Genomic DNA, 20,777 nt, shown 5'->3' with positions numbered 1-20,777 from the left:
ATCACCTTCTTGTTTTTTAGAGCTGATGTGTAGTAAATTTCTGCTGTTTTTGGTATTGTCAATAGGAATGCTTCTTTTCCCTGAAGCTTTTTCTAATATAGCATAAGAATTTTAAAATCTGTTCACATTTTGTGAAAGAAACTATGTTATAATTATTATAAATAATGAGTTCTATGTTAGAATGATTATAAATTAAGATTGGGTGTTGGGGGTGTAATTAGAGCGATGCATATACTTGTTGTGGGAGTAGATTATAAATCCGCCCCTATTGAGATACGTGAAAAAGTAAGTTTTCAGCCGAATGAGCTGGCAGAAGCAATGGTGCAGCTGAAAGAAGAGAAAAGCATTCTTGAAAACATCATTGTCTCAACCTGCAACCGCACTGAAATTTATGCGGTAGTCGATCAGCTCCATACCGGCCGTTATTATATAAAAAAGTTTTTAGCTGATTGGTTTCAATTAAGCAAAGAAGAGCTGTCACCGTTCTTAACGTTTTATGAGAGCGATGCCGCTGTTGAGCATTTATTCCGTGTAGCCTGCGGACTTGACTCTATGGTGATTGGCGAAACGCAGATTCTCGGACAGGTACGCGACAGCTTTAAAACAGCTCAGCAAGAAAAAACGATCGGGACTATTTTTAATGAGCTGTTTAAGCAGGCGGTTACAGTGGGCAAACGAACTCACGCCGAAACAGACATTGGCTCAAATGCGGTGTCAGTAAGCTATGCTGCAGTTGAACTTGCTAAAAAAATCTTCGGAAATCTTTCAAGCAAGCACATATTGATTCTCGGTGCGGGAAAAATGGGCGAGCTTGCTGCGGAAAACCTGCACGGACAGGGAATCAGCAAGGTCACTGTCATTAACCGAACATACTTGAAAGCGAAGGAGCTTGCAAACCGTTTCTCAGGTGAAGCGAGAAGCTTGAATCAGCTTGAAAGCGCGCTTGCGGAGGCTGATATTTTAATCAGTTCAACCGGTGCAAGTGAATTTGTCGTGTCCAAAGAGATGATGGAAAACGCGAATAAGCTTCGCAAGGGACGCCCGCTGTTTATGGTCGACATTGCCGTGCCTAGAGATCTTGATCCGGCGCTGAATGATCTTGAAGGTGTTTTTCTTTATGATATCGACGATCTGGAAGGCATTGTAGAAGCGAACATGAAAGAGCGGAGAGAAACAGCTGAAAAAGTTGAACTGTTAATTGAAGAAACCATTGTGGAATTTAAACAATGGATGAATACACTTGGTGTTGTGCCGGTTATTTCTGCATTGCGCGAAAAGGCGCTTGCCATCCAGTCAGAAACGATGGACAGCATTGAGCGTAAGCTGCCTCACTTAAGCACAAGAGAGAAAAAACTGTTGAACAAACACACCAAAAGTATTATTAACCAAATGCTTCGTGATCCGATTTTAAAGGTGAAAGAGCTTGCTGCAGATGCTGATTCTGAAGAAAAGCTTGCGTTGTTTATGCAGATTTTTGATATTGAAGAAGCTGCGGGCCGTCAAATGATGAAAACCGTTGAAAGCAGCCAGAAGGTCCACTCTTTTAAGAAGGCTGAATCAAAAGCGGGCTTTAGCCCACTTGTAAGTGAGTGAAAGCTGAATGATTGATACTGCAATGGCAAGACTTAATGAGGGGACAATCGTCATTTACGCGTTAAGTGTACTCTTTTATTTTATAGATTTTCTTCAACACAACCGGAAGGCTGGAAAAATGGCCTTCTGGTTGCTTTCTATTGTCTGGACTCTGCAAACCGTGTATTTGGCCTATTTTATGTGGGTGACGGGGCGGTTTCCGGTATTAAATGTGACGGAGGCGCTTTATTTTTATGCCTGGGTGCTTGTCACGCTGTCACTGGTACTGACAAAGCTTTTACGTGTTGACTTTATCGTGTTTTTTACAAATGTTATAGGATTTTCTATGATCGCCATTCACACATTTTCACCGACAGAGCAGCAGTCAGCTGCTTTTTCCGGGCAGCTTGTATCCGAGCTTTTGGTGATTCATATTACAATGGCGATTCTTTCATACGGCGCTTTTTCCCTTTCTTTCGTTTTTTCTGTGCTATATATGTTTCAATATCATCTGCTGAAAAAGAAAAAGTGGGGAAAATGGCTGTTGAGAATAGAAGATTTATCTAAGCTTGATTATATGGCGTATGTTTTAAATGTCATTGGGGTTCCGATGCTGCTGCTGAGTTTGATTCTCGGCGTCATATGGGCATATGTCTCACTAGAAACGCTGTATTGGTTTGACGCCAAAGTGCTTGGTTCGTTTGTCGTCCTGCTGCTGTACAGCTATTATCTTTATATCAGGCTGATTAAAGAGCTGCAAGGAAAGGTCGCTGCACTGTGGAATACGGCTTGTTTTCTGGTGCTGATGATCAATTATTTCCTGCTTGGAAGCCTGTCGCAATTCCATTGGTTCAGTTAAACGATGTCCCAAGCAGATTCGGGAGGAAAGAAATGATGAGAACGATTAAAGTAGGTTCCAGACGAAGCAAACTCGCTATGACTCAAACAAAATGGGTTATTCAAAAACTGAAGGAAATCAATCCTTCGTTTGCTTTTGAAATTAAAGAGATCGTGACAAAGGGCGACCGGATTGTCGATGTTACACTCTCAAAAGTGGGTGGAAAAGGGCTGTTTGTCAAAGAAATTGAACAGGCGCTTTTAAACGAAGAGATTGATATGGCAGTGCACAGCATGAAGGACATGCCTGCTGTTTTGCCTGAAGGCCTTGTGATCGGCTGCATTCCTGAACGGGAGGACCCGCGTGATGCCCTTATTTCAAAGAATCGCGTAAAGCTTTCAGAAATGAAGGAAGGTGCTGTCATTGGCACAAGCAGTTTAAGAAGAAGCGCGCAGCTTTTGATTGAGCGCCCTGACCTTACAATTAAATGGATTAGAGGTAATATAGATACAAGACTTCAAAAGCTGGAAACAGAGGATTATGACGCGATTATTTTAGCGGCTGCCGGCCTTTCTAGAATGGGGTGGAAGCAAGATGTCGTAACCGAATTCCTTGAGCCAGAGCGCTGTTTGCCTGCTGTGGGGCAGGGAGCACTGGCGATTGAGTGCCGAGAATCGGATGAAGCGCTGTTGGCGTTGTTTTCTCAGTTTACAGATGAATATACAAAACGAACTGTCTTAGCGGAACGTGCTTTTTTAAACGCGATGGAGGGCGGCTGCCAGGTTCCGATCGCGGGCTACTCCGTGTTAAATGGACAGGATGAAATTGAAATGACAGGTCTTGTCGCTTCACCTGACGGCAAAATCATTTTTAAAGAAACCGTCACCGGAAACGATCCGGAGGAAGTAGGAAAGCGCTGTGCCGCTCTTATGGCTGACAAAGGAGCAAAAGATTTAATTGATCGTGTAAAACGGGAGCTTGATGAGGATGGAAAATGATTTTCCGTTGAAAGGAAAAACAGTGCTTGTCACCCGGAATAAGGCACAGGCAACATCATTTCAGCAAAAAGTGGAGGCGCTTGGCGGTAAAGCTGTTTTAACCTCTTTGATTACGTTTCGCCGCGCTTTGCCGAATGATGTTGCGGAACAGGTAAGAGAGGATCTTGCCGCGCCAGGCTGGCTTGTTTTTACAAGTGTGAATGGGGCAGACTTCTTTTTTTCTTATCTGAAGGAAAATCAGCTTATTATGCCTGCGCATAAAAAAATTGCAGCCGTCGGTGAAAAAACCGCCCGCCGTTTAAAAACGCATAACGTATCGGTTGATGTGATGCCACAGGAGTATATTGCTGAACAATTGGCTGACGCTCTTAAGCAGCATGCTGAACCGGGGGAGCCCATTACCGTGATGAAAGGGAATTTGTCACGTGATGTGATAAAACAAGAGCTTGTCCCGCTCGGTTTTGAAGTAAAGGAATGGGTTCTCTACGAAACGATTCCGGATGAAGAAGGCATTGAGGAACTGAAAGACGTTGCGGGTCAATATTCCTTTGACTATGTAACATTTACGAGTTCATCAACCGTACATACGTTTATGCATGTCTTGGGAGAAGAATTAAAAAAGTGGAAGGCGAATGGGACGGCCTGTATCAGCATTGGACCTTTAACAAATGATGCCCTTCTGACGTACGGCATCACATCGCATACGCCTGATACATTTACAATAGATGGCATGCTTGAATTAATGTGCAGCATGTCAAGAGAGGAAGAGAGAATATGAGTCAATCATTTAATAGACACCGCCGCCTGCGGACATCAAAAGCAATGAGAGAAATGGTAAAGGAAACACGTTTGCATCCATCAGATTTTATTTATCCGATTTTTGTCGTTGAAGGGCTGGAGGGCAAAAAAGCTGTTCCGTCAATGCCTGATGTTTACCATGTATCATTAGATTTATTGAAGGATGAAGTAGCGGAGCTGGTCAAACTGGGCATTCAATCTGTTATCGTGTTCGGCATCCCGGAAGAAAAAGATGATTGCGGAACACAAGCGTACCATGATCACGGAATTGTCCAAAAAGCCATCACAGAAATTAAAGATCACTTCCCTGAAATGGTTGTTGTCGCTGACACGTGCCTGTGCGAATACACAGACCACGGCCATTGCGGACTTGTCAAAGACGGGGTCATTCTCAATGATGAATCGCTGGAGCTTTTGGCGCAGACAGCTGTCAGCCAAGCGAAAGCAGGTGCGGATATCATTGCGCCATCAAACATGATGGACGGATTTGTTACAGTGATCAGAGAAGCACTTGATAAAGAAGGATTCGTCAATATTCCAATCATGTCTTACGCTGTGAAATATTCTAGCGAGTTTTACGGTCCGTTCCGTGATGCAGCAAACAGCACACCGCAATTCGGAGACCGCAAAACATATCAGATGGACCCTGCCAACCGTATGGAGGCACTCCGCGAAGCACAATCAGATGTCGAGGAAGGCGCGGACTTTTTGATTGTCAAACCTTCGCTTTCTTATATGGATATCATGCGTGACGTAAAAAATGAGTTTACTTTGCCGCTCGTCGCTTATAATGTAAGCGGAGAGTATTCAATGGTGAAGGCTGCAGCGCAGAACGGCTGGATCAAAGAAAAAGAAATTGTGTTGGAAATTTTGACAAGCATGAAGCGCGCGGGTGCCGACCTGATTATTACGTATCATGCGAAAGACGCAGCGAAATGGCTTGCGGAGTAATTTTATTCAGTTGACAGGAGTTGAGGCAGATGAGAAGCTATGAAAAATCAAAAACGGCTTTTAAAGAAGCGCAAAAACTCATGCCGGGCGGTGTGAACAGTCCCGTTCGCGCATTTAAATCGGTAGACATGGACCCGATTTTTATGGAGCGCGGAAAAGGCTCGAAAATCTTTGATATTGACGGGAATGAATATATTGACTACGTCTTGTCATGGGGGCCTTTAATTTTAGGGCATACAAATGACCGCGTCGTAGAAAGCCTCAAAAAAGTGGCTGAATATGGGACAAGCTTCGGTGCTCCGACTGAAGTAGAAAATGAACTGGCTAAGCTCGTCATTGATCGTGTGCCATCTGTAGAAATTGTACGAATGGTAAGCTCCGGAACAGAGGCTACAATGAGTGCCCTCCGTTTGGCAAGGGGCTATACGGGCCGCAACAAGATTTTAAAATTTGAGGGCTGCTACCACGGACACGGCGATTCTCTCTTGATTAAAGCTGGTTCAGGTGTTGCCACTCTCGGTCTGCCTGACAGCCCGGGGGTGCCTGAAGGCATTGCGAAAAACACAATCACCGTTCCGTACAATGATTTAGAAAGTGTAAAGCTTGCTTTCCAGCAATTCGGTGAAGACATTGCGGGAGTCATTGTAGAGCCAGTTGCCGGAAATATGGGTGTTGTTCCGCCGCAAGAAGGTTTCCTGCAGGGTCTGCGTGATATCACTGAGCAGTACGGCTCCCTGCTGATTTTTGATGAAGTGATGACTGGCTTCCGGGTCGATTATAACTGCGCTCAAGGCTACTTCGGCGTAACGCCTGATCTGACTTGTTTAGGAAAAGTAATCGGGGGCGGACTTCCTGTCGGCGCTTATGGCGGAAAGGCAGAAATCATGGAGCAGATCGCTCCAAGCGGTCCGATCTATCAAGCTGGTACATTGTCAGGCAATCCGCTTGCGATGACGGCTGGCTTAGAGACATTGAAACAGCTGACACCTGATTCCTACAAGAATTTCATAAAAAAAGGCGACAGACTGGAAGAAGGAATTTCAAAAGCCGCCGAGGCTCATGGCATTCCGCATACCTTTAACCGTGCAGGTTCGATGATCGGTTTCTTCTTTACAAACGAACCAGTCATCAATTATGAAACAGCGAAATCATCTGATTTGAAGCTGTTCGCAAGCTATTATAAAGGGATGGCAAATGAAGGGGTATTCCTTCCGCCATCACAATTCGAAGGTCTTTTCCTCTCAACGGCCCATACTGATGAAGATATTGAAAACACAATCCAGGCAGCTGAGAAAGTATTTGCTGAGATCAGCAGCAGATAAGAGTAAAAACCGGTATCAAGGACTCCTTGTGCCGGTTTTTTCGTGCTCTCCCACTCATATTTTCTCCAGTTCATACATACACCTTTAGTGACATCTAATTTTAAGGATTAGATGAAAGGAGGATATGAACTTGCCGCAAAATCATCGATTGCAATTTTCTGTAGAAGAATCGATCTGTTTCCAAAAAGGACAGGAAGTTTCTGAACTGCTTTCTATTTCATTAGATCCTGATATTAGGGTTCAGGAAGTAAATGATTATGTATCAATCATAGGATCGCTTGAACTTACAGGTGAGTACAACATAGATCAAAACAAACATACCGAAGAGATTTATACAGATAAGCGGTTTGTTGAACAAGTCAGAAAGAGAGAGGATGGAAGTGCGGAACTGACTCACTGTTTTCCTGTGGATATTACCATTCCGAAAAATAAAGTGAGCCATTTACAGGATGTCTTCGTCTTTATTGACGCATTTGACTATCAATTGACGGATTCGCGCATTTTAACAATTCAAGCTGATTTAGCGATCGAAGGGCTTTTGGACGATACGCAAGACAAAGAGCCGGAGATACCTTTATATGAAGCTCCTGCGGCATTCAGGGAGGAAGAGCTTTCAGAGCCGCCGGCACATAGTGTAGTAGAAGAACCGGGTGCATCATCGGCAGAGGAAGCAGTTCTTCAGCATGAACCGCCAGCCGAACCGCCAGAACTTTTTATCTCAAAAGCGGGGCTCCGTGAAGAACTGGAGACAGAAAAAGCAGAATCTGAGCCGCCTGAATCGGTTGCTTCAGAACCAGAGGCCAGAGAAGATGTAAAAGAGGAAGAAGAGTCAGAAGAGCTTGCTGTGCCGGAAACGGAGGTTCGTGCTGAATCGGAAACAGAAGAATCTGAGCCAGAACCTGATCATTCAGAAATAGAGATTCAAGAGATCGTTAAAGCAAAAAAAGAAACGGCTGAGCCGGCAGCTGCAATAGCGGATGTTCGTGAAGAAGCAGACTCTCCAGCGGAGACTGAGCTTCGTGAACACGCCGGAGCAGAAGAATCGCCTGCTTTGGAAGCTGAACTTCATTCAGAGACTGTGATTGCAGAGGAAAAAGAGGAAACAACAGTGTCTTCTAATCATGAATATGCGCTGCGCCAAGAGGCTCAAAATGAAGAAGCAGCTCAATCAGATCAGGCTGATCCTGCGCTTTGCCAAGAAGAGGCGGAAGCGGATGAAGCTTTGGAGAGTGTATCAGAGGCCGCTCTCTCCATAGAAGATAGCAGAGAAACAATTTCAGCTGTATATGTGGAGAATGACAAAGCCGATTTACATTTCCATTTCAATCAAAAAACAAGCTCGGAGGAGGCAGCTCAAGAAGAATTGCCTGAACCGGCATACCGTACCTTCCTGCCTGAACAAGAAGAGGAGGATTCTTTTTATTCAGCGCCTAAGCTGCTGGAGGAGGAAGAACAAGAGGAAGAGAGCTTCGAAATTGAAGTGAGAAAAACACCATCAGCTGAAGAGCCTAAGGAAGAAACACCTTTTCAATCCTTCCAGCTGCCTGAATCTTCTGAGACTGAAAGGAAGGAAACGGATGCTGTTCCTAGGGTTGCTCCTGCTGCTGAAACGAAGGAACCTCAAACAAAGGAAAGTGATAATTCTCTTTATTTAACAAAACTCTTTACAAAAGAAGCGGATGAGTTTTCGAGAATGAAAATTTGTATTGTGCAGCAGGAAGATACGATCGAGCGTTTATGCGAACGGTATGAAATTACATCTCAGCAGCTGATCAGGATGAATTCTTTAGCCTTGGATGATGAATTAAAAGCAGGACAGATTCTCTATATTCCTCAATATAAAAATAGCCATGCGTAAACCGTAAGTGATCGGAAAATGTGGTGAATGAAATGGAAGATACCCAATCGGTTCTTCAGGAATACGGACTGACTGCTCAATTTATTGAGCCTGTCAGTCCTCTTGTTTGGAAAGTGTATACAGACTACGGCATATTTGCCCTGAAAAAATTGAAAGAGGGGCGCGGCAAGCATTTTACAGATCATATGGTGGCGATTGAGGAAAAAGGCTTTCGTTCATTCGTTCCCGTTTACAGAACAAATAGCGGTGAGTTTTTCTCAGCAGGCATACAATACGGAGATACCTACTATTTAATGCCTTGGCTCCAATTTGACCAAGAGGAAGAACGGGATCAGAAACATGCTTATTTATTTAGAGAAACAGCCCGTCTTCACGAGAGAACCGCGCAGGAACTAAAGGTTAGACGTGATGAGATTGAACGTTATTACGGGCAAACGAAAAAAAAGTGGGAACAAGATAAAATTTTCTATGAGCAGTTTGTGGATAGAGCGGAGAAGGAGTGGTACCTTTCTCCTTTTGAACTCCAGGCCATAACCTATTTTTCAGAAACCATTTCTGCGGTGAATTTTGCGCTGGAACGGTTGGAGGACTGGTATGAGTCTGCAAAGGAAAAGGACGTTTCAAGGGTTGTAATGAACCACGGCAGCCTGTCTATACACCATTTTCTGTATAATGATGCCGGGACCGGATATTTTACAAACTTCGAAAGAGCATCTGTCGGTCCGCCGCAAAACGACCTGCTCGGCTTTTATACAAAAATGTTCAGAGGCTTTCCGAAAGCTTGTCCGGAATGCGTCGAATGGTTTTATGGATATACGAAATCATTCCCTTTGCGTGAAGCGGAAGTCAGCCTTTTTCTCAGCTATATGGCATATCCGGCAGCCATGTACAAGGTGCTGAACGGTTATCAAACTGGGAAAAGACAGCATGAAAAAGAGGAATGTACACAATTATTAAAGGCTTATTGGCAAATGAAAAATATAGAGCCGTTTGTGATGAAAATCCATCAGATTGAACAAGAGAAAAAATTTCAGGCTGAAAACGAGTCCACGTCTTAATGGCGCGGACTTGTTTGTTTATATCCATTCTAAATGAAGGGCGCAAGCTAAAAAGATTAGGATTGCGAGCAGCAAAACATCAAAGGTTGTCGGAAAGAAAATGGTTCTGATTCCTTGAAAAATCGTAATGGGAATAATCACTTGTGCGGATACAAGTCGAATTTGCCTTACCCATGGCGGCAGCGAATAAGAGCTGAAACGTTTCTTCACGGTGCATCCTCCTCTACGCATTTACAAGCATCATATGTAAACTTGGGCAATAGGTGCCTGCCCATCTGTATAGAAAGCGGTGTTTTTGGAAAAGATGATTGACGAATCAAAAACACTTTTACTATAATAAAGAACATAAATAATGTATACAATGAGCTGATAAATACACCTGCTTAGAACGGGAAGAGTACAAAAAAGGCGCATGCAGAGAGAGAAGCCGTTTGCTGAAAGGCTTCTTATGTTGTCTGATTGGAAGGTCGCCCGGGAGCATAATTTCTTGAAAGAAGAGTAGAGAAATTCGGGAAACACCCGTTATCCGTTATAAGTGCATGAACTGATAGAGTTCATGAAAAAAGGTGGTACCGCGAAAGAGCTTTTCGTCCTTTTACAGGGATGAAGAGCTCTTTTTTCGTTCTCAGCCATTTTTAAACATGCTGGAGGGTTATGATGGAAACGAATGAACAAACAATGCCGACGAAATATGATCCGGCAGCGGTTGAAAAAGACCGATATGATTTTTGGCTAAAAGGCAAATTTTTTGAAGCGGGCAGTGACCAGACAAAAGAGCCATACTCTGTTGTCATCCCGCCGCCAAACGTAACAGGAAGACTTCACCTTGGCCACGCATGGGACACAACGCTGCAAGACATTGTAACAAGAATGAAACGCATGCAGGGCTATGATGTGCTGTGGCTTCCAGGCATGGACCACGCCGGCATCGCGACACAGGCTAAAGTGGAGGCGAAACTTCGTGAAGAAGGCAAATCCCGCTACGATTTAGGCCGTGAAAAATTCCTCGAAGAAACGTGGAAGTGGAAGGAAGAATATGCTGACTTTATTCGCAGCCAGTGGGCGAAATTAGGTCTTGGCCTAGATTATTCCCGTGAACGTTTTACGCTGGATGAAGGCTTGAGCAAAGCGGTAAGAGAAGTATTCGTTAAGCTTTATGAAAAAGGCCTGATCTACAGAGGCGAATATATTATTAACTGGGACCCAGCGACAAAAACAGCCCTATCAGACATTGAGGTGATTTACAAGGATGTTCAAGGCGCGTTCTATCATATGAGCTATCCGCTTGCTGACGGTTCAGGCTCAATTGAAATTGCGACGACACGTCCTGAAACAATGCTCGGTGATACAGCTGTTGCCGTTCACCCTGAAGACGAGCGCTATAAACACCTTATCGGAAAAACGGTGATCCTGCCGATTGTAAATCGTGAAATTCCGATTGTCGGTGATGACTATGTTGATATGGAATTTGGTTCAGGTGCCGTGAAAATTACGCCTGCTCATGATCCGAACGACTTCGAGCTTGGCAACCGCCACAATTTAGAACGCATCCTTGTCATGAATGAAGATGGCACGATGAATGAAAATGCTCTGCAATATCAAGGTATGGATCGTTTTGAATGCCGCAAAAAACTCGTGAAAGATTTACAGGAGGCGGGAGTTCTCTTCAAGATCGAGGATCATATGCACTCTGTCGGCCATAGTGAACGAAGCGGGGCTGTTGTGGAGCCTTATCTTTCTACACAATGGTTTGTGCGCATGCAGCCGCTTGCTGATGCAGCGATTGAGCTGCAAAAGAAAGAAGAAAAGGTCAACTTTGTGCCTGACCGTTTCGAAAAAACGTATTTACACTGGATGGAAAACATCCGCGACTGGTGTATCTCCCGTCAATTGTGGTGGGGCCATCGTATTCCTGCCTGGTATCATAAAGAAACAGGCGAGCTATATGTCGGGATTGAAGCGCCGGAAGACAGCGAAAATTGGGAACAGGATACAGACGTACTGGATACATGGTTCAGTTCTGCGCTATGGCCTTTCTCCACAATGGGCTGGCCTGATGTAACGGCTGAAGACTTTAAACGCTACTATCCGACAGATGTTCTCGTGACAGGGTACGATATCATTTTCTTCTGGGTATCACGCATGATTTTCCAAGGCATTGAATTTACAGGCGAGCGCCCGTTCAAAGATGTTTTAATCCACGGCTTAATCCGTGACGAGCAAGGCCGGAAAATGAGTAAATCTCTTGGCAACGGTGTCGACCCGATGGATGTGATTGACAAGTACGGAGCCGATTCTCTGCGTTATTTCCTTGCGACTGGAAGCTCTCCTGGCCAGGATCTGCGCTTCAGCTATGAAAAAGTGGAATCGACCTGGAATTTTGCCAATAAAATTTGGAATGCCTCCCGTTTTGCATTAATGAATATGGATGGCATGACGTACGATGAACTTGATCTGTCAGGCGAAAAGTCAGTTGCTGACAAGTGGATTTTAACGCGATTAAATGAAACGATCGAGCACGTGACCCAGCTTGCTGATCGATATGAATTTGGTGAAGTAGGACGCCATTTATATAACTTTATTTGGGATGATTTCTGTGATTGGTATATTGAAATGGCGAAGCTTCCGCTTTATGGAGAAGACGAAGCGGCTAAGAAAACTACCCGTTCCATCCTTGCTTACGTACTTGATCAAACGATGCGTCTGCTCCATCCGTTTATGCCATTCTTAACGGAGGAAATTTGGCAGCACCTTCCTCACCAAGGGGAATCGATTACAGTAAGTCAATGGCCTGTAGTAGTGCCGGAGCATACCGATACTGAAGCGGCAGCTGACATGAAGCTTCTTGTTGAGCTGATCCGTTCTGTGCGCAATATCCGCAGTGAAGTCAATACGCCAATGAGCAAGCAGGTTGAACTGTACATTAAAACAAGCACAGACGAAATAGCAGCCCGCCTCGAAGCGAACCGTTCATATGTTGAACGCTTTACGAATCCGAGCGTGCTTAAAATCGGCACCGATATTGAGGCTGTTGATAAGGCGATGACGGCCGTTGTCTCAGGAGCAGAGGTTATTCTTCCGCTTGAAGGCTTAATCAATATTGATGAAGAAATTGCCCGTCTGCAAAAAGAATTTGATAAACTGACAAAAGAAGTTGAGCGTGTCCAAAAGAAACTTGGAAATGAAGGATTTATGAAAAAAGCGCCTGCACACGTAATTGATGAAGAACGTGAAAAAGAAAAAGATTATGTGGCGAAGCGTGACGCTGTTCAAAAACGAATGGCTGAGCTGAAGGGTTAATGAAAAGCCGGGGCGGTTTCTAGAGAAACCGCCTTGTCTTATAAAAGAGGGGATTATCATTGTTTACTGCATATCAAGATGCGCGCAGCTGGATTCACGGGAGGCTGAAATTCGGGGTGAAGCCCGGACTTGGCCGAATGAAACAGCTGATGGCGCGGTTAGGACATCCTGAAAAAAAAATCCGAGCGTTCCACGTCGCAGGAACAAACGGTAAAGGATCAACTGTCGCTTTTATCCGTTCTATGCTGCAGGAAGCCGGATATACGGTTGGAACATTTACATCGCCTTATATTATTACGTTTAATGAACGGATCAGCGTAAACGGGATACCGATTTCAGATGAGGAATGGACAGCACTCGTCAATCAAATGAAACCGCACGTTGAAGCCCTTGATCAAACGGAATACGGACAGCCGACAGAATTTGAAATTATGACGGCCTGTGCATTTTTATATTTTGCAGAATTTCATAAGGTCGATTTTGTTATTTTTGAAACAGGTTTGGGCGGTAGATTCGATTCTACTAATGTGGTTGAACCGCTCTTAACTGTGATTACAAGCATCGGACACGATCATATGAACATTTTGGGAAACACCATTGAAGAAATTGCAGGAGAAAAGGCCGGCATTATTAAAGAAGGTATTCCAATCGTTACAGCAGTTACCCAGCCGGAAGCTTTACAGGTCATCCGCCATGAAGCTCAACGGCATGCTGCGCCGTTCCAGTCATTGCATGATGCATGTGTTATTTTCAATGAAGAGGCTCTGCCTGCAGGAGAACAGTTTTCATTCAAAACGGAAGAGAAATGCTATGAAGATATTCGGACATCTCTGATTGGCACCCATCAAAGACAAAATGCTGCTTTGTCCATTTTGGCTGCGGAGTGGCTCAATAAGGAGAATATCGCCCATATCAGTGACGAAGCGTTAAGGAGCGGGCTTGTGAAGGCTGCTTGGCCGGGACGGTTAGAGCTTGTTCAGGAACATCCTCCGGTATATTTAGACGGTGCGCATAACGAAGAAGGTGTTGAAAAGCTGGCGGAAACGATGAAGCAGCGTTTCGCCAATTCACGCATTTCTGTGGTGTTTAGCGCGTTAAAGGACAAACCGTATCAGAACATGATTAAAAGACTGGAAACCATTGCTCATGCGATTCATTTTGCTTCTTTTGATTTCCCGCGTGCTTCCCTTGCAAAAGATCTCTATGATGCAAGTGAAATCAGCAATAAAAGCTGGAGTGAAGATCCAGACGATGTGATCAAATTCATAGAAAGTAAAAAGGGCTCAAATGAAATTGTGCTGATTACCGGATCTCTTTACTTTATTTCTGACATTCGAAAAAGGTTGAAATAAAAGCATCCGGCTCCGGCAGAATCAAAAAAAAAGATTCTGCCGTTTTTTTTATGTGTAAAATTGAATATTCCCAATTGGAGCTCAGGATGTCCATTTTGCTACAATCCATACCAGAACTCAATGAGTAAAGGTGTGTTGTCTATGCTATCCATTCTTTTTATCTTCGGGCTGATCCTTGGTTCTTTTTACTATACGGCCGGGTGCCGTATCCCCTTACATCTATCTATTATTGCGCCCCGTTCATCATGCCCGTTTTGCCGGCGGACATTAACTCCTGCAGAATTAATTCCCATCCTGTCATTCCTATTTCAAAAAGGTAAATGTAAAAGCTGCGGGCATAGGATTTCTTTTATGTATCCCGCAGCAGAGCTTGTGACAGCGTGTTTATTTGCCGCCGCAGGAATACGCTTTGGCACGTCGCTGGAACTGTTTCCCGCTGTGGTGTTTATCTCTCTTCTCATTATTGTTGCAGTGACAGATATTCATTTTATGCTGATTCCAAATCGAATATTGATTTTCTTTCTTCCCTTTTTGGCGGCCGCGAGATTGATTTCTCCGCTTGATTCCTGGTGTGCAGGCCTGCTAGGTGCGGCAGCTGGATTTCTATTTCTGGCTGTAATTGCCGCAATCACCCATGGGGGAGTAGGGGGAGGAGATATTAAATTATTTGCGGTGATTGGCTTTGTGCTTGGTGTGAAAATGCTGGCAGCTGCCTTTTTCTTTTCTGTTTTGATAGGTGCATTATATGGAGTGGCAGCTGTTCTGACTGGTAGACTCGCTAAAAGGCAGCCGCTTCCCTTCGCCCCCGCTATAGCCGCAGGGAGCATTTTGGCCTATTTATACGGTGACTCTATCATTTCTTTTTATATCAAAATGGCATTGGGCTGACTGCTGAAAAATTTGACGAACGTTTTTTGGACAAGGCGACAAAAGTCTTGTTCTTTTTTTCTTTGCCTGTGCTAAAGTGTGTAGCATGAAAAGCCGACAAGAACGGTCAAGCAAATGAAGGGAGGAAGCGGAAATGAAAAAAAGAAAGAATAAAAAAAACAGTAAAGCCGCAGAAAAAGCCCTCAAGGTGACGATTAATGGAAAAGAAGAGACGGTTTACGAACAAGAGACACCAGATACAGAGGCAGATAAAAGCATGACATTCTCAAATTGGGAGGAAAAAAGACAGGCAGAACAAGAGGTTGCGGCATCCCAGGAACATCCTGATGAAGATGAATTTAATTGGGATTCCGAGGAGGACAAGGTGTTTAAAGAGGACCCCAAAGTTGTTCCTCCTTATCAAAAGAAAAAAACAAAGTCTTATGCAAAAGGAAAGACCGGGACTGCCAAACCAGTAAAAAGAGTGGCTGCGACGATTGCCTTCGCGGCTGTCATTGGCACTGGATTAGGGCTATTCGCGTTAAGCATATCGGGGAATAAAGAAGCGTCAGCACCGGCCTCTTTAGAGGATTCTCTGGGCAGCCAAACGGCAAAAGCCGGAGATACTTCTGCTGATAAACAAACCTCAGGCGCAGAAAAACAAGCAGCACAAACTGAAGGTACATACAAAACATACGCTGTGCAAGCCGGAAAATTTTCAAATGAAAAGGGCGCCGAAACGTTAACAGAACAATTGACCGAAAAAGGATATTCCGCCGTGTCACTGTCAAAGGATGATGGGTATACGTATGTCATCGCGGGCTTAGCCACTGATAAGGATGTCTCACAGCAGTTAGGACAGGTTTTAATCGACAGTGATTTTGAAGCCTGGGGAGGCAAGGAGCTTTCCTTATCAATAGAGTCAGATATGACAGATTCTTTTAAGGAAACAGCGGAGCTTGCAGCAAAGGCGATTCTCGGCGAAGACATTACAAAAGCGAGTGCAGAGAAAATAGAAAAGTCGCTTGGTGAAACAAAAGCGTCAGAAACAGGAGAGAAAAAAGCGATTTTGCAGGCTTTAAAGGAATTAGAAGATCCAAGTGCTGAAGCCGGGTGGAAGGCTCAGCAGGAGCTGTTAGCCGTCGTAAAATAAGAGATAGTGCCCTGAGCCTTCGTCCTTTAGTGACAGGCTTTTTTTATTTTGTCATGAAAAAGTTATTTTTCTGAAATTGTGACAAGCCTCGTGATTTGGTAGGATAAACGAGTATCTTTTTTTCTTAAGCAAACCCTGAAAGGATGACGAACATGACAAAACCGCTAATACTTGCATCCCAATCTCCGCGCAGGAAAGAACTCCTCGATCTTCTCCAGCTGCCCTACTCCATTATTGTCAGTGAAGTAGAAGAAAAATTAAATCGAAACTTTTCACCAGAAGAAAACGTCCAATGGTTGGCAAAACAAAAAGCTAAGGCTGTAGCTGATCTCCACCCGCATGCAATCGTTATCGGTGCTGATACAATGGTATGCCTTGACGGCGAATGCCTTGGCAAACCGCAGGATCAAGAAGAAGCTGCTTCTATGCTGCGGAGGCTTTCAGGCCGAAGTCACTCAGTAATAACCGCGGTCAGCATTCAAGCTGAAAATCACAGCGAGACTTTTTATGATAAGACAGAAGTTGCGTTTTGGTCCCTCAGTGAAGAAGAGATTTGGACGTATATTGAAACAAAAGAGCCGATGGATAAAGCAGGTGCATACGGCATCCAAGGAAGAGGCGCGCTTTTTGTAAAGAAAATAGACGGAGATTATTATTCAGTCATGGGCCTTCCTATATCAAAAACAATGAGAGCTCTTCGCCATTTTGATATAAGGGCATGACGGTTCTATAAACGGGAAGGGAAAGAAAAGGAGTGCTTGGTCATACAAGATCTGCCATTAAAACTCAAAGATTTCCCAATGAAAGAAAAGCCAAGAGAACGGCTCCTGAAAGTCGGAGCCGAGAACTTAGCGAATCATGAACTTTTGGCTATATTATTGCGGACAGGGACTAAACACGAATCTGTTTTGGACCTGTCAAACCGGCTGCTGCGCTCATTTGACGGGCTGCGTCTGCTCAAGGAAGCATCGGTTGAAGAGCTGTCAAGCATCCCGGGAATCGGTATGGTAAAAGCGATTCAAATACTGGCTGCAGTTGAGCTTGGAAGCCGGATTCATAAATTAGCCAACGAAGAACATTTCGTTATTCGCTCCCCGGAAGACGGCGCTAATCTTGTCATGGAGGATATGCGCTTTTTAACCCAGGAGCATTTTGTCTGTTTATACTTAAATACAAAAAATCAAGTCATCCATAAACGCACCGTATTTATCGGAAGCCTGAATTCATCTATTGTCCACCCGCGAGAGGTGTTTAAAGAAGCGTTTAAACGATCTGCCGCTTCCTTTATCTGTGTTCATAATCATCCTTCTGGAGATCCGACGCCGAGCAGGGAAGATATTGAAGTGACAAGACGGCTGTTTGAATGCGGAAACCTGATTGGCATCGAGCTGCTTGACCATTTGGTGATCGGGGATAAAAAATTTGTGAGTTTAAAGGAAAAAGGATATTTGTAACACTTTTTTTTTCGTCGAATTAAGCTATAATAGAGTTTATGAGTTTTTCCCTTTAGGGTATTTTTGCTTTAAGAAAGGAAGATACATACATATGTTTGGAATTGGTGCTAGAGACCTTGGTATAGATCTTGGAACTGCGAATACGCTTGTTTTTGTAAAAGGAAAAGGAATTGTTGTGAGAGAGCCGTCAGTTGTCGCTTTGCAGACGGATACGAAATCGATTGTCGCTGTCGGAAATGATGCGAAAAATATGATTGGACGGACACCGGGCAACGTGGTGGCTCTTCGCCCGATGAAAGACGGCGTTATCGCTGATTATGAAACAACGGCGACGATGATGAAATATTACATCAATCAGGCCATAAAAAATAAAGGCATGTTTGCCAGAAAACCATATGTAATGGTATGTGTCCCATCAGGCATTACAGCTGTTGAAGAACGCGCTGTTATCGATGCGACAAGACAGGCGGGAGCGCGTGACGCGTATCCGATTGAAGAGCCTTTTGCCGCAGCAATCGGAGCCAATTTGCCAGTTTGGGAACCGACTGGAAGCATGGTTGTTGATATCGGGGGCGGTACGACAGAAGTTGCGATTATTTCCCTCGGAGGCATCGTAACGTCTCAGTCAATCCGTGTAGCCGGTGATGAGATGGATGACGCGATTATCAACTACATCAGAAAAACGTACAATCTGATGATCGGTGACCGTACGGCTGAAGCGATTAAAATGGAAATCGGATCCGCAGAAGCTCCTGAAGAATCCGACAACATGGAAATCCGCGGACGCGATTTGCTGACAGGTTTGCCGAAAACAATTGAAATTACAGGAAAAGAGATTTCTAACGCTCTACGCGACACTGTATCTACAATTGTCGAAGCAGTGAAGAGCACACTCGAAAAAACACCGCCTGAGCTTGCAGCAGATATCATGGACAGAGGTATAGTGTTAACCGGCGGCGGAGCGCTTTTGCGCAATTTGGACAAAGTCATCAGCGAAGAAACAAAAATGCCGGTCCTTATCGCCGAAGACCCGCTTGATTGTGTAGCGATCGGAACAGGGAAAGCACTGGAGCACATCCATCTTTTCAAAGGGAAAACTAGATAATCGGGAGTTCAATAGAAGAGGTGTAACACGATGCCGAATAAGCGGTTAATGCTATTACTTCTGTGTATTATCATATTGGTGGCTATGATTGGATTTTCGCTGAAGGGCGGCCGCAATACCACCTGGCCTGAGAAAGTGATCGGCGATACGACGGGAGTATTTCAAAATATTTTTCATACGCCTGCCGAATTTTTTGCAGGAATATTTGAGAACATCAATGATTTAAAAAACACATACAAAGAAAACGAGCGTCTAAGAGAAAAACTTGACGGACAGACACAATATGAAGCCAAGCTTCAAGAGCTTGAAGAAGAAAACAAATCCTTGCGTGACGAGCTTGGCCATGTCAAATCGATTAAAGATTACAAGCCGATTTTAGCAACGGTCATCGCCAGAAGCCCTGATAACTGGGCGAAACAGGTCACCATTAACAAGGGGACTCAGCAAAACGTAGCGAAAGATATGGCCGTTACAAACGAAAAAGGCGCATTAATCGGCAAGATCAAAAGCTCCGGACTTAACAATTTTACGTCTGCTGTTCAGCTTTTAAGCGATACTGACCGCAATAACAGAGTCGCGACAAAAATTTCCGGAAAAAAAGGCAGCAAAGGCTACGGCTTGATCGAAGGATATGACAAAGAGAAAAAACGTCTTAAGATGACAATTATTGAGCGTAAGGATAAACAAGACGTGAAAAAAGGCGATCTTATTGAAACATCAGGGACAGGCGGTGTTTTCCCAGAAGGGCTGACAATCGGTGAAGTGACTGATATCGAGTCAGATTCCTATGGATTAACGAAGGTTGCTTATGTAAAACCCGCGGCTGACCTTACAGATTTAAATAATGTGATCGTTGTTAACCGTGACGTGCCGACTGTCGATACAGAGGAGGAAGGATCGTGAAACGTTTCCTTCTCCCTTTCGTTATGATGCTTGTTTTTTCTGCGGAAAGCATTTTTACAGATTTGGTGCATTTTCCTTTCGTTACAGATGACCAAGTGCTCGCCCCGCGTTTTTTGATGCTTGTATTGATATTCATGTCAGCTTTTATCAACCAAAAACACGCGATGATTTACGGATTTATTTTTGGTTTTCTATATGACATGAACTATACAAGTCTATTAGGCGTTTACATGTTTGGTTTTGCAGGGCTATGCTATTTGGCTTCAAAAGCGTTTAAAGTGTTACATACAAACGCATTTGTAGTGATATTGATAGCAGTTCTGGCTGTCTGTCTGCTCGAATTTTATGTATTCGGCATTCAGTCTTTGATTCATAAAGACATTATGACGTTTAACGGATTTGTGCTTGACCGGTTTATACCGACAATTTTATTAAATATTGCAGCAGCTCTTATTCTTGTTCTGCCATTTAGATTGTTTTTTATGAGTCTAAAGAAAGAATTGAGAGATGAGTAAAAAGGATTTTATCTTTTTTTGACGAAATGAGTATGTTGTTGAGGTGAATATTGTGAAGACCAAAAAGCAGCAATATGTAACAATAAAAGGAACAAAGAATGGACTAACATTGCATCTGGATGATGCGTGTTCTTTTGATGAGCTTCTCGATGGTCTTCAGAATATGCTGTCAATTGAACAATATACCGATGGAAAAGGCCAGAAAATCAGCGTTCATGTTAAGCTGGGAAATCGCTTTTTATATAAGGAGCAAGAGGAACAGCTAACCGAATTGATTGCGTCAAAGAAAGATTTGTTTGTTCATTCTATTGACAGTGAAGTCATTACTAAAAAAGAAGCACAGCAGATAAGAGAGGAAGCCGAAATTATTTCTGTTTCAAAAATTGTCCGTTCAGGCCAAGTGCTGCAGGTAAAAGGCGACTTGCTCCTGATCGGTGACGTGAATCCCGGCGGAACAGTCAGGGCCGGAGGGAACATTTTTGTTCTGGGCTCACTGAAAGGAATCGCGCATGCCGGATTTAATGGAAATAATCAAGCGGTCATCGCCGCCTCTGAAATGCTTCCGACACAATTAAGAATCAATCATGTGTTAAATCGCTCCCCAGACCACATTCAAAAAGGGAACGAAATGGAATGTGCTTATTTAGATACAGACGGAAATATGGTCATTGAACGCCTTCAACATTTGGCTCATTTAAGACCTGATCTAACAAGGCTTGAGGGAGGAATGTGA

Annotated in this window: 19 protein-coding genes and 1 other annotated feature; of the genes, 18 read left to right on the top strand and 1 reads right to left on the bottom strand. The window is 43.9% G+C overall.

Translation table 11 applies throughout. From position 1 onward, the window contains the following. Nucleotides 1-225 precede the first annotated feature (225 nt). The 8 genes from hemA to cotN all read left to right on the top strand — a co-directional run bounded on the left by hemA (nt 226) and on the right by cotN (nt 9,395). A complete protein-coding gene (hemA, locus tag M1D65_RS13695) occupies nt 226-1,593 on the top strand; it encodes a glutamyl-tRNA reductase (RefSeq protein ID WP_103803771.1) in 1,368 nt (455 codons plus the stop codon). 7 nt (nt 1,594-1,600) lie between these two features. Continuing rightward, a complete protein-coding gene (locus M1D65_RS13690; RefSeq protein WP_003222575.1) occupies nt 1,601-2,431 on the top strand; it encodes a cytochrome c biogenesis protein in 831 nt (276 codons plus the stop codon). Nucleotides 2,432-2,463: 32 nt separating this feature from the next. Then, on the top strand, nt 2,464-3,408 hold the full coding sequence (hemC, locus tag M1D65_RS13685; RefSeq protein WP_021480247.1) for a hydroxymethylbilane synthase: 945 nt from the start codon (nt 2,464-2,466) through the stop codon (nt 3,406-3,408). Next, nucleotides 3,398-4,186: a uroporphyrinogen-III synthase gene (gene hemD / locus M1D65_RS13680; RefSeq protein WP_072175587.1), complete on the top strand. Its 789-nt coding sequence runs from the start codon at nt 3,398-3,400 to the stop codon at nt 4,184-4,186. Before hemC ends, hemD begins: the two co-directional genes overlap by 11 nt. Continuing rightward, nucleotides 4,183-5,157, top strand: a complete 975-nt coding sequence (hemB, locus tag M1D65_RS13675) for a porphobilinogen synthase (protein WP_072175588.1) — start codon at nt 4,183-4,185, stop codon at nt 5,155-5,157. The genes hemD and hemB overlap by 4 nt, the downstream gene beginning before the upstream one ends. Nucleotides 5,158-5,186: 29 nt before the next feature. Continuing rightward, the gene (gene hemL / locus M1D65_RS13670) at nt 5,187-6,479 is read left to right on the top strand and encodes a glutamate-1-semialdehyde 2,1-aminomutase (RefSeq protein WP_101502154.1); all 1,293 of its coding nucleotides are present in this window, start codon (nt 5,187-5,189) and stop codon (nt 6,477-6,479) included. A gap of 130 nt (nt 6,480-6,609) precedes the next feature. Further along, nucleotides 6,610-8,337, top strand: a complete 1,728-nt coding sequence (gene spoVID / locus M1D65_RS13665; protein ID WP_103803772.1) for a spore coat morphogenetic protein SpoVID — start codon at nt 6,610-6,612, stop codon at nt 8,335-8,337. Between the two features lie 32 nt (nt 8,338-8,369). After that, entirely contained in the window at nt 8,370-9,395 is a 1,026-nt protein-coding gene (gene cotN, locus M1D65_RS13660; protein WP_014480462.1) for a spore coat protein CotN, read from the top strand. An 18-nt stretch (nt 9,396-9,413) separates the two neighbouring features. Here the strand turns inward: cotN and M1D65_RS13655 are convergent, their stop codons facing one another. Further along, the gene (locus M1D65_RS13655) at nt 9,414-9,605 is read right to left on the bottom strand and encodes a hypothetical protein (RefSeq protein WP_003222590.1); all 192 of its coding nucleotides are present in this window, start codon (nt 9,603-9,605) and stop codon (nt 9,414-9,416) included. A 165-nt stretch (nt 9,606-9,770) separates the two neighbouring features. Further along, nucleotides 9,771-9,993 (top strand) — a binding site (T-box leader). A gap of 59 nt (nt 9,994-10,052) precedes the next feature. Between M1D65_RS13655 and valS the strand changes: the two genes are divergently transcribed. The 10 genes from valS (at nt 10,053) to minC (ending at nt 20,777) form a co-directional block, all read left to right on the top strand. Next, entirely contained in the window at nt 10,053-12,695 is a 2,643-nt protein-coding gene (gene valS / locus M1D65_RS13650) for a valine--tRNA ligase (protein WP_103803773.1), read from the top strand. A 59-nt stretch (nt 12,696-12,754) separates the two neighbouring features. Continuing rightward, a complete protein-coding gene (locus M1D65_RS13645; protein ID WP_041339279.1) occupies nt 12,755-14,047 on the top strand; it encodes a bifunctional folylpolyglutamate synthase/dihydrofolate synthase in 1,293 nt (430 codons plus the stop codon). Between the two features lie 141 nt (nt 14,048-14,188). Beyond that, nucleotides 14,189-14,935, top strand: coding sequence for a prepilin peptidase (locus M1D65_RS13640; RefSeq protein WP_456270594.1), 747 nt, complete (start codon nt 14,189-14,191; stop codon nt 14,933-14,935). 133 nt (nt 14,936-15,068) lie between these two features. Next, complete coding sequence (gene spoIIB, locus M1D65_RS13635) at nt 15,069-16,067, top strand: stage II sporulation protein SpoIIB (protein ID WP_276353098.1); 999 nt, start codon at nt 15,069-15,071, stop codon at nt 16,065-16,067. A 152-nt stretch (nt 16,068-16,219) separates the two neighbouring features. Continuing rightward, a complete protein-coding gene (locus M1D65_RS13630) occupies nt 16,220-16,789 on the top strand; it encodes a Maf family nucleotide pyrophosphatase (RefSeq protein ID WP_004398496.1) in 570 nt (189 codons plus the stop codon). A 36-nt stretch (nt 16,790-16,825) separates the two neighbouring features. After that, on the top strand, nt 16,826-17,521 hold the full coding sequence (gene radC / locus M1D65_RS13625) for a RadC family protein (protein ID WP_021480240.1): 696 nt from the start codon (nt 16,826-16,828) through the stop codon (nt 17,519-17,521). 91 nt (nt 17,522-17,612) lie between these two features. After that, nucleotides 17,613-18,626 carry a cell shape-determining protein MreB gene (mreB, locus tag M1D65_RS13620; protein ID WP_003229650.1) on the top strand — a complete coding sequence of 338 codons (1,014 nt, stop codon included), beginning with the start codon at nt 17,613-17,615 and terminating at the stop codon, nt 18,624-18,626. 30 nt (nt 18,627-18,656) lie between these two features. Beyond that, a complete protein-coding gene (mreC, locus tag M1D65_RS13615) occupies nt 18,657-19,529 on the top strand; it encodes a rod shape-determining protein MreC (RefSeq protein WP_009967915.1) in 873 nt (290 codons plus the stop codon). Further along, nucleotides 19,526-20,044, top strand: a complete 519-nt coding sequence (gene mreD / locus M1D65_RS13610) for a rod shape-determining protein MreD (RefSeq protein ID WP_004398811.1) — start codon at nt 19,526-19,528, stop codon at nt 20,042-20,044. The genes mreC and mreD overlap by 4 nt, the downstream gene beginning before the upstream one ends. 52 nt (nt 20,045-20,096) lie before the next feature. Next, nucleotides 20,097-20,777, top strand: a complete 681-nt coding sequence (gene minC / locus M1D65_RS13605) for a septum site-determining protein MinC (protein ID WP_004398901.1) — start codon at nt 20,097-20,099, stop codon at nt 20,775-20,777.

The organism is Bacillus sp. JZ39 (genome assembly GCF_053903145.1).
The sequence above is the reverse complement of the archived record's forward strand: the minus strand, read 5'-3'. Positions and strand labels throughout refer to the sequence as shown.

Bases quoted from the DNA above. Each gene is read 5' to 3' on its own strand.
- hemA (WP_103803771.1), top strand. From the start codon at position 226: ATGCATATACTTGTTGTGGGAGTAGATTATAAATCCGCCCCTATTGAG.
- M1D65_RS13690 (WP_003222575.1), top strand. From the start codon at position 1,601: ATGATTGATACTGCAATGGCAAGACTTAATGAGGGGACAATCGTCATT.
- hemC (WP_021480247.1), top strand. From the start codon at position 2,464: ATGATGAGAACGATTAAAGTAGGTTCCAGACGAAGCAAACTCGCTATG.
- hemD (WP_072175587.1), top strand. From the start codon at position 3,398: ATGGAAAATGATTTTCCGTTGAAAGGAAAAACAGTGCTTGTCACCCGG.
- hemB (WP_072175588.1), top strand. From the start codon at position 4,183: ATGAGTCAATCATTTAATAGACACCGCCGCCTGCGGACATCAAAAGCA.
- hemL (WP_101502154.1), top strand. From the start codon at position 5,187: ATGAGAAGCTATGAAAAATCAAAAACGGCTTTTAAAGAAGCGCAAAAA.
- cotN (WP_014480462.1), top strand. From the start codon at position 8,370: ATGGAAGATACCCAATCGGTTCTTCAGGAATACGGACTGACTGCTCAA.
- valS (WP_103803773.1), top strand. From the start codon at position 10,053: ATGGAAACGAATGAACAAACAATGCCGACGAAATATGATCCGGCAGCG.
- M1D65_RS13640 (WP_456270594.1), top strand. From the start codon at position 14,189: ATGCTATCCATTCTTTTTATCTTCGGGCTGATCCTTGGTTCTTTTTAC.
- spoIIB (WP_276353098.1), top strand. From the start codon at position 15,069: ATGAAAAAAAGAAAGAATAAAAAAAACAGTAAAGCCGCAGAAAAAGCC.
- M1D65_RS13630 (WP_004398496.1), top strand. From the start codon at position 16,220: ATGACAAAACCGCTAATACTTGCATCCCAATCTCCGCGCAGGAAAGAA.
- mreB (WP_003229650.1), top strand. From the start codon at position 17,613: ATGTTTGGAATTGGTGCTAGAGACCTTGGTATAGATCTTGGAACTGCG.
- mreC (WP_009967915.1), top strand. From the start codon at position 18,657: ATGCCGAATAAGCGGTTAATGCTATTACTTCTGTGTATTATCATATTG.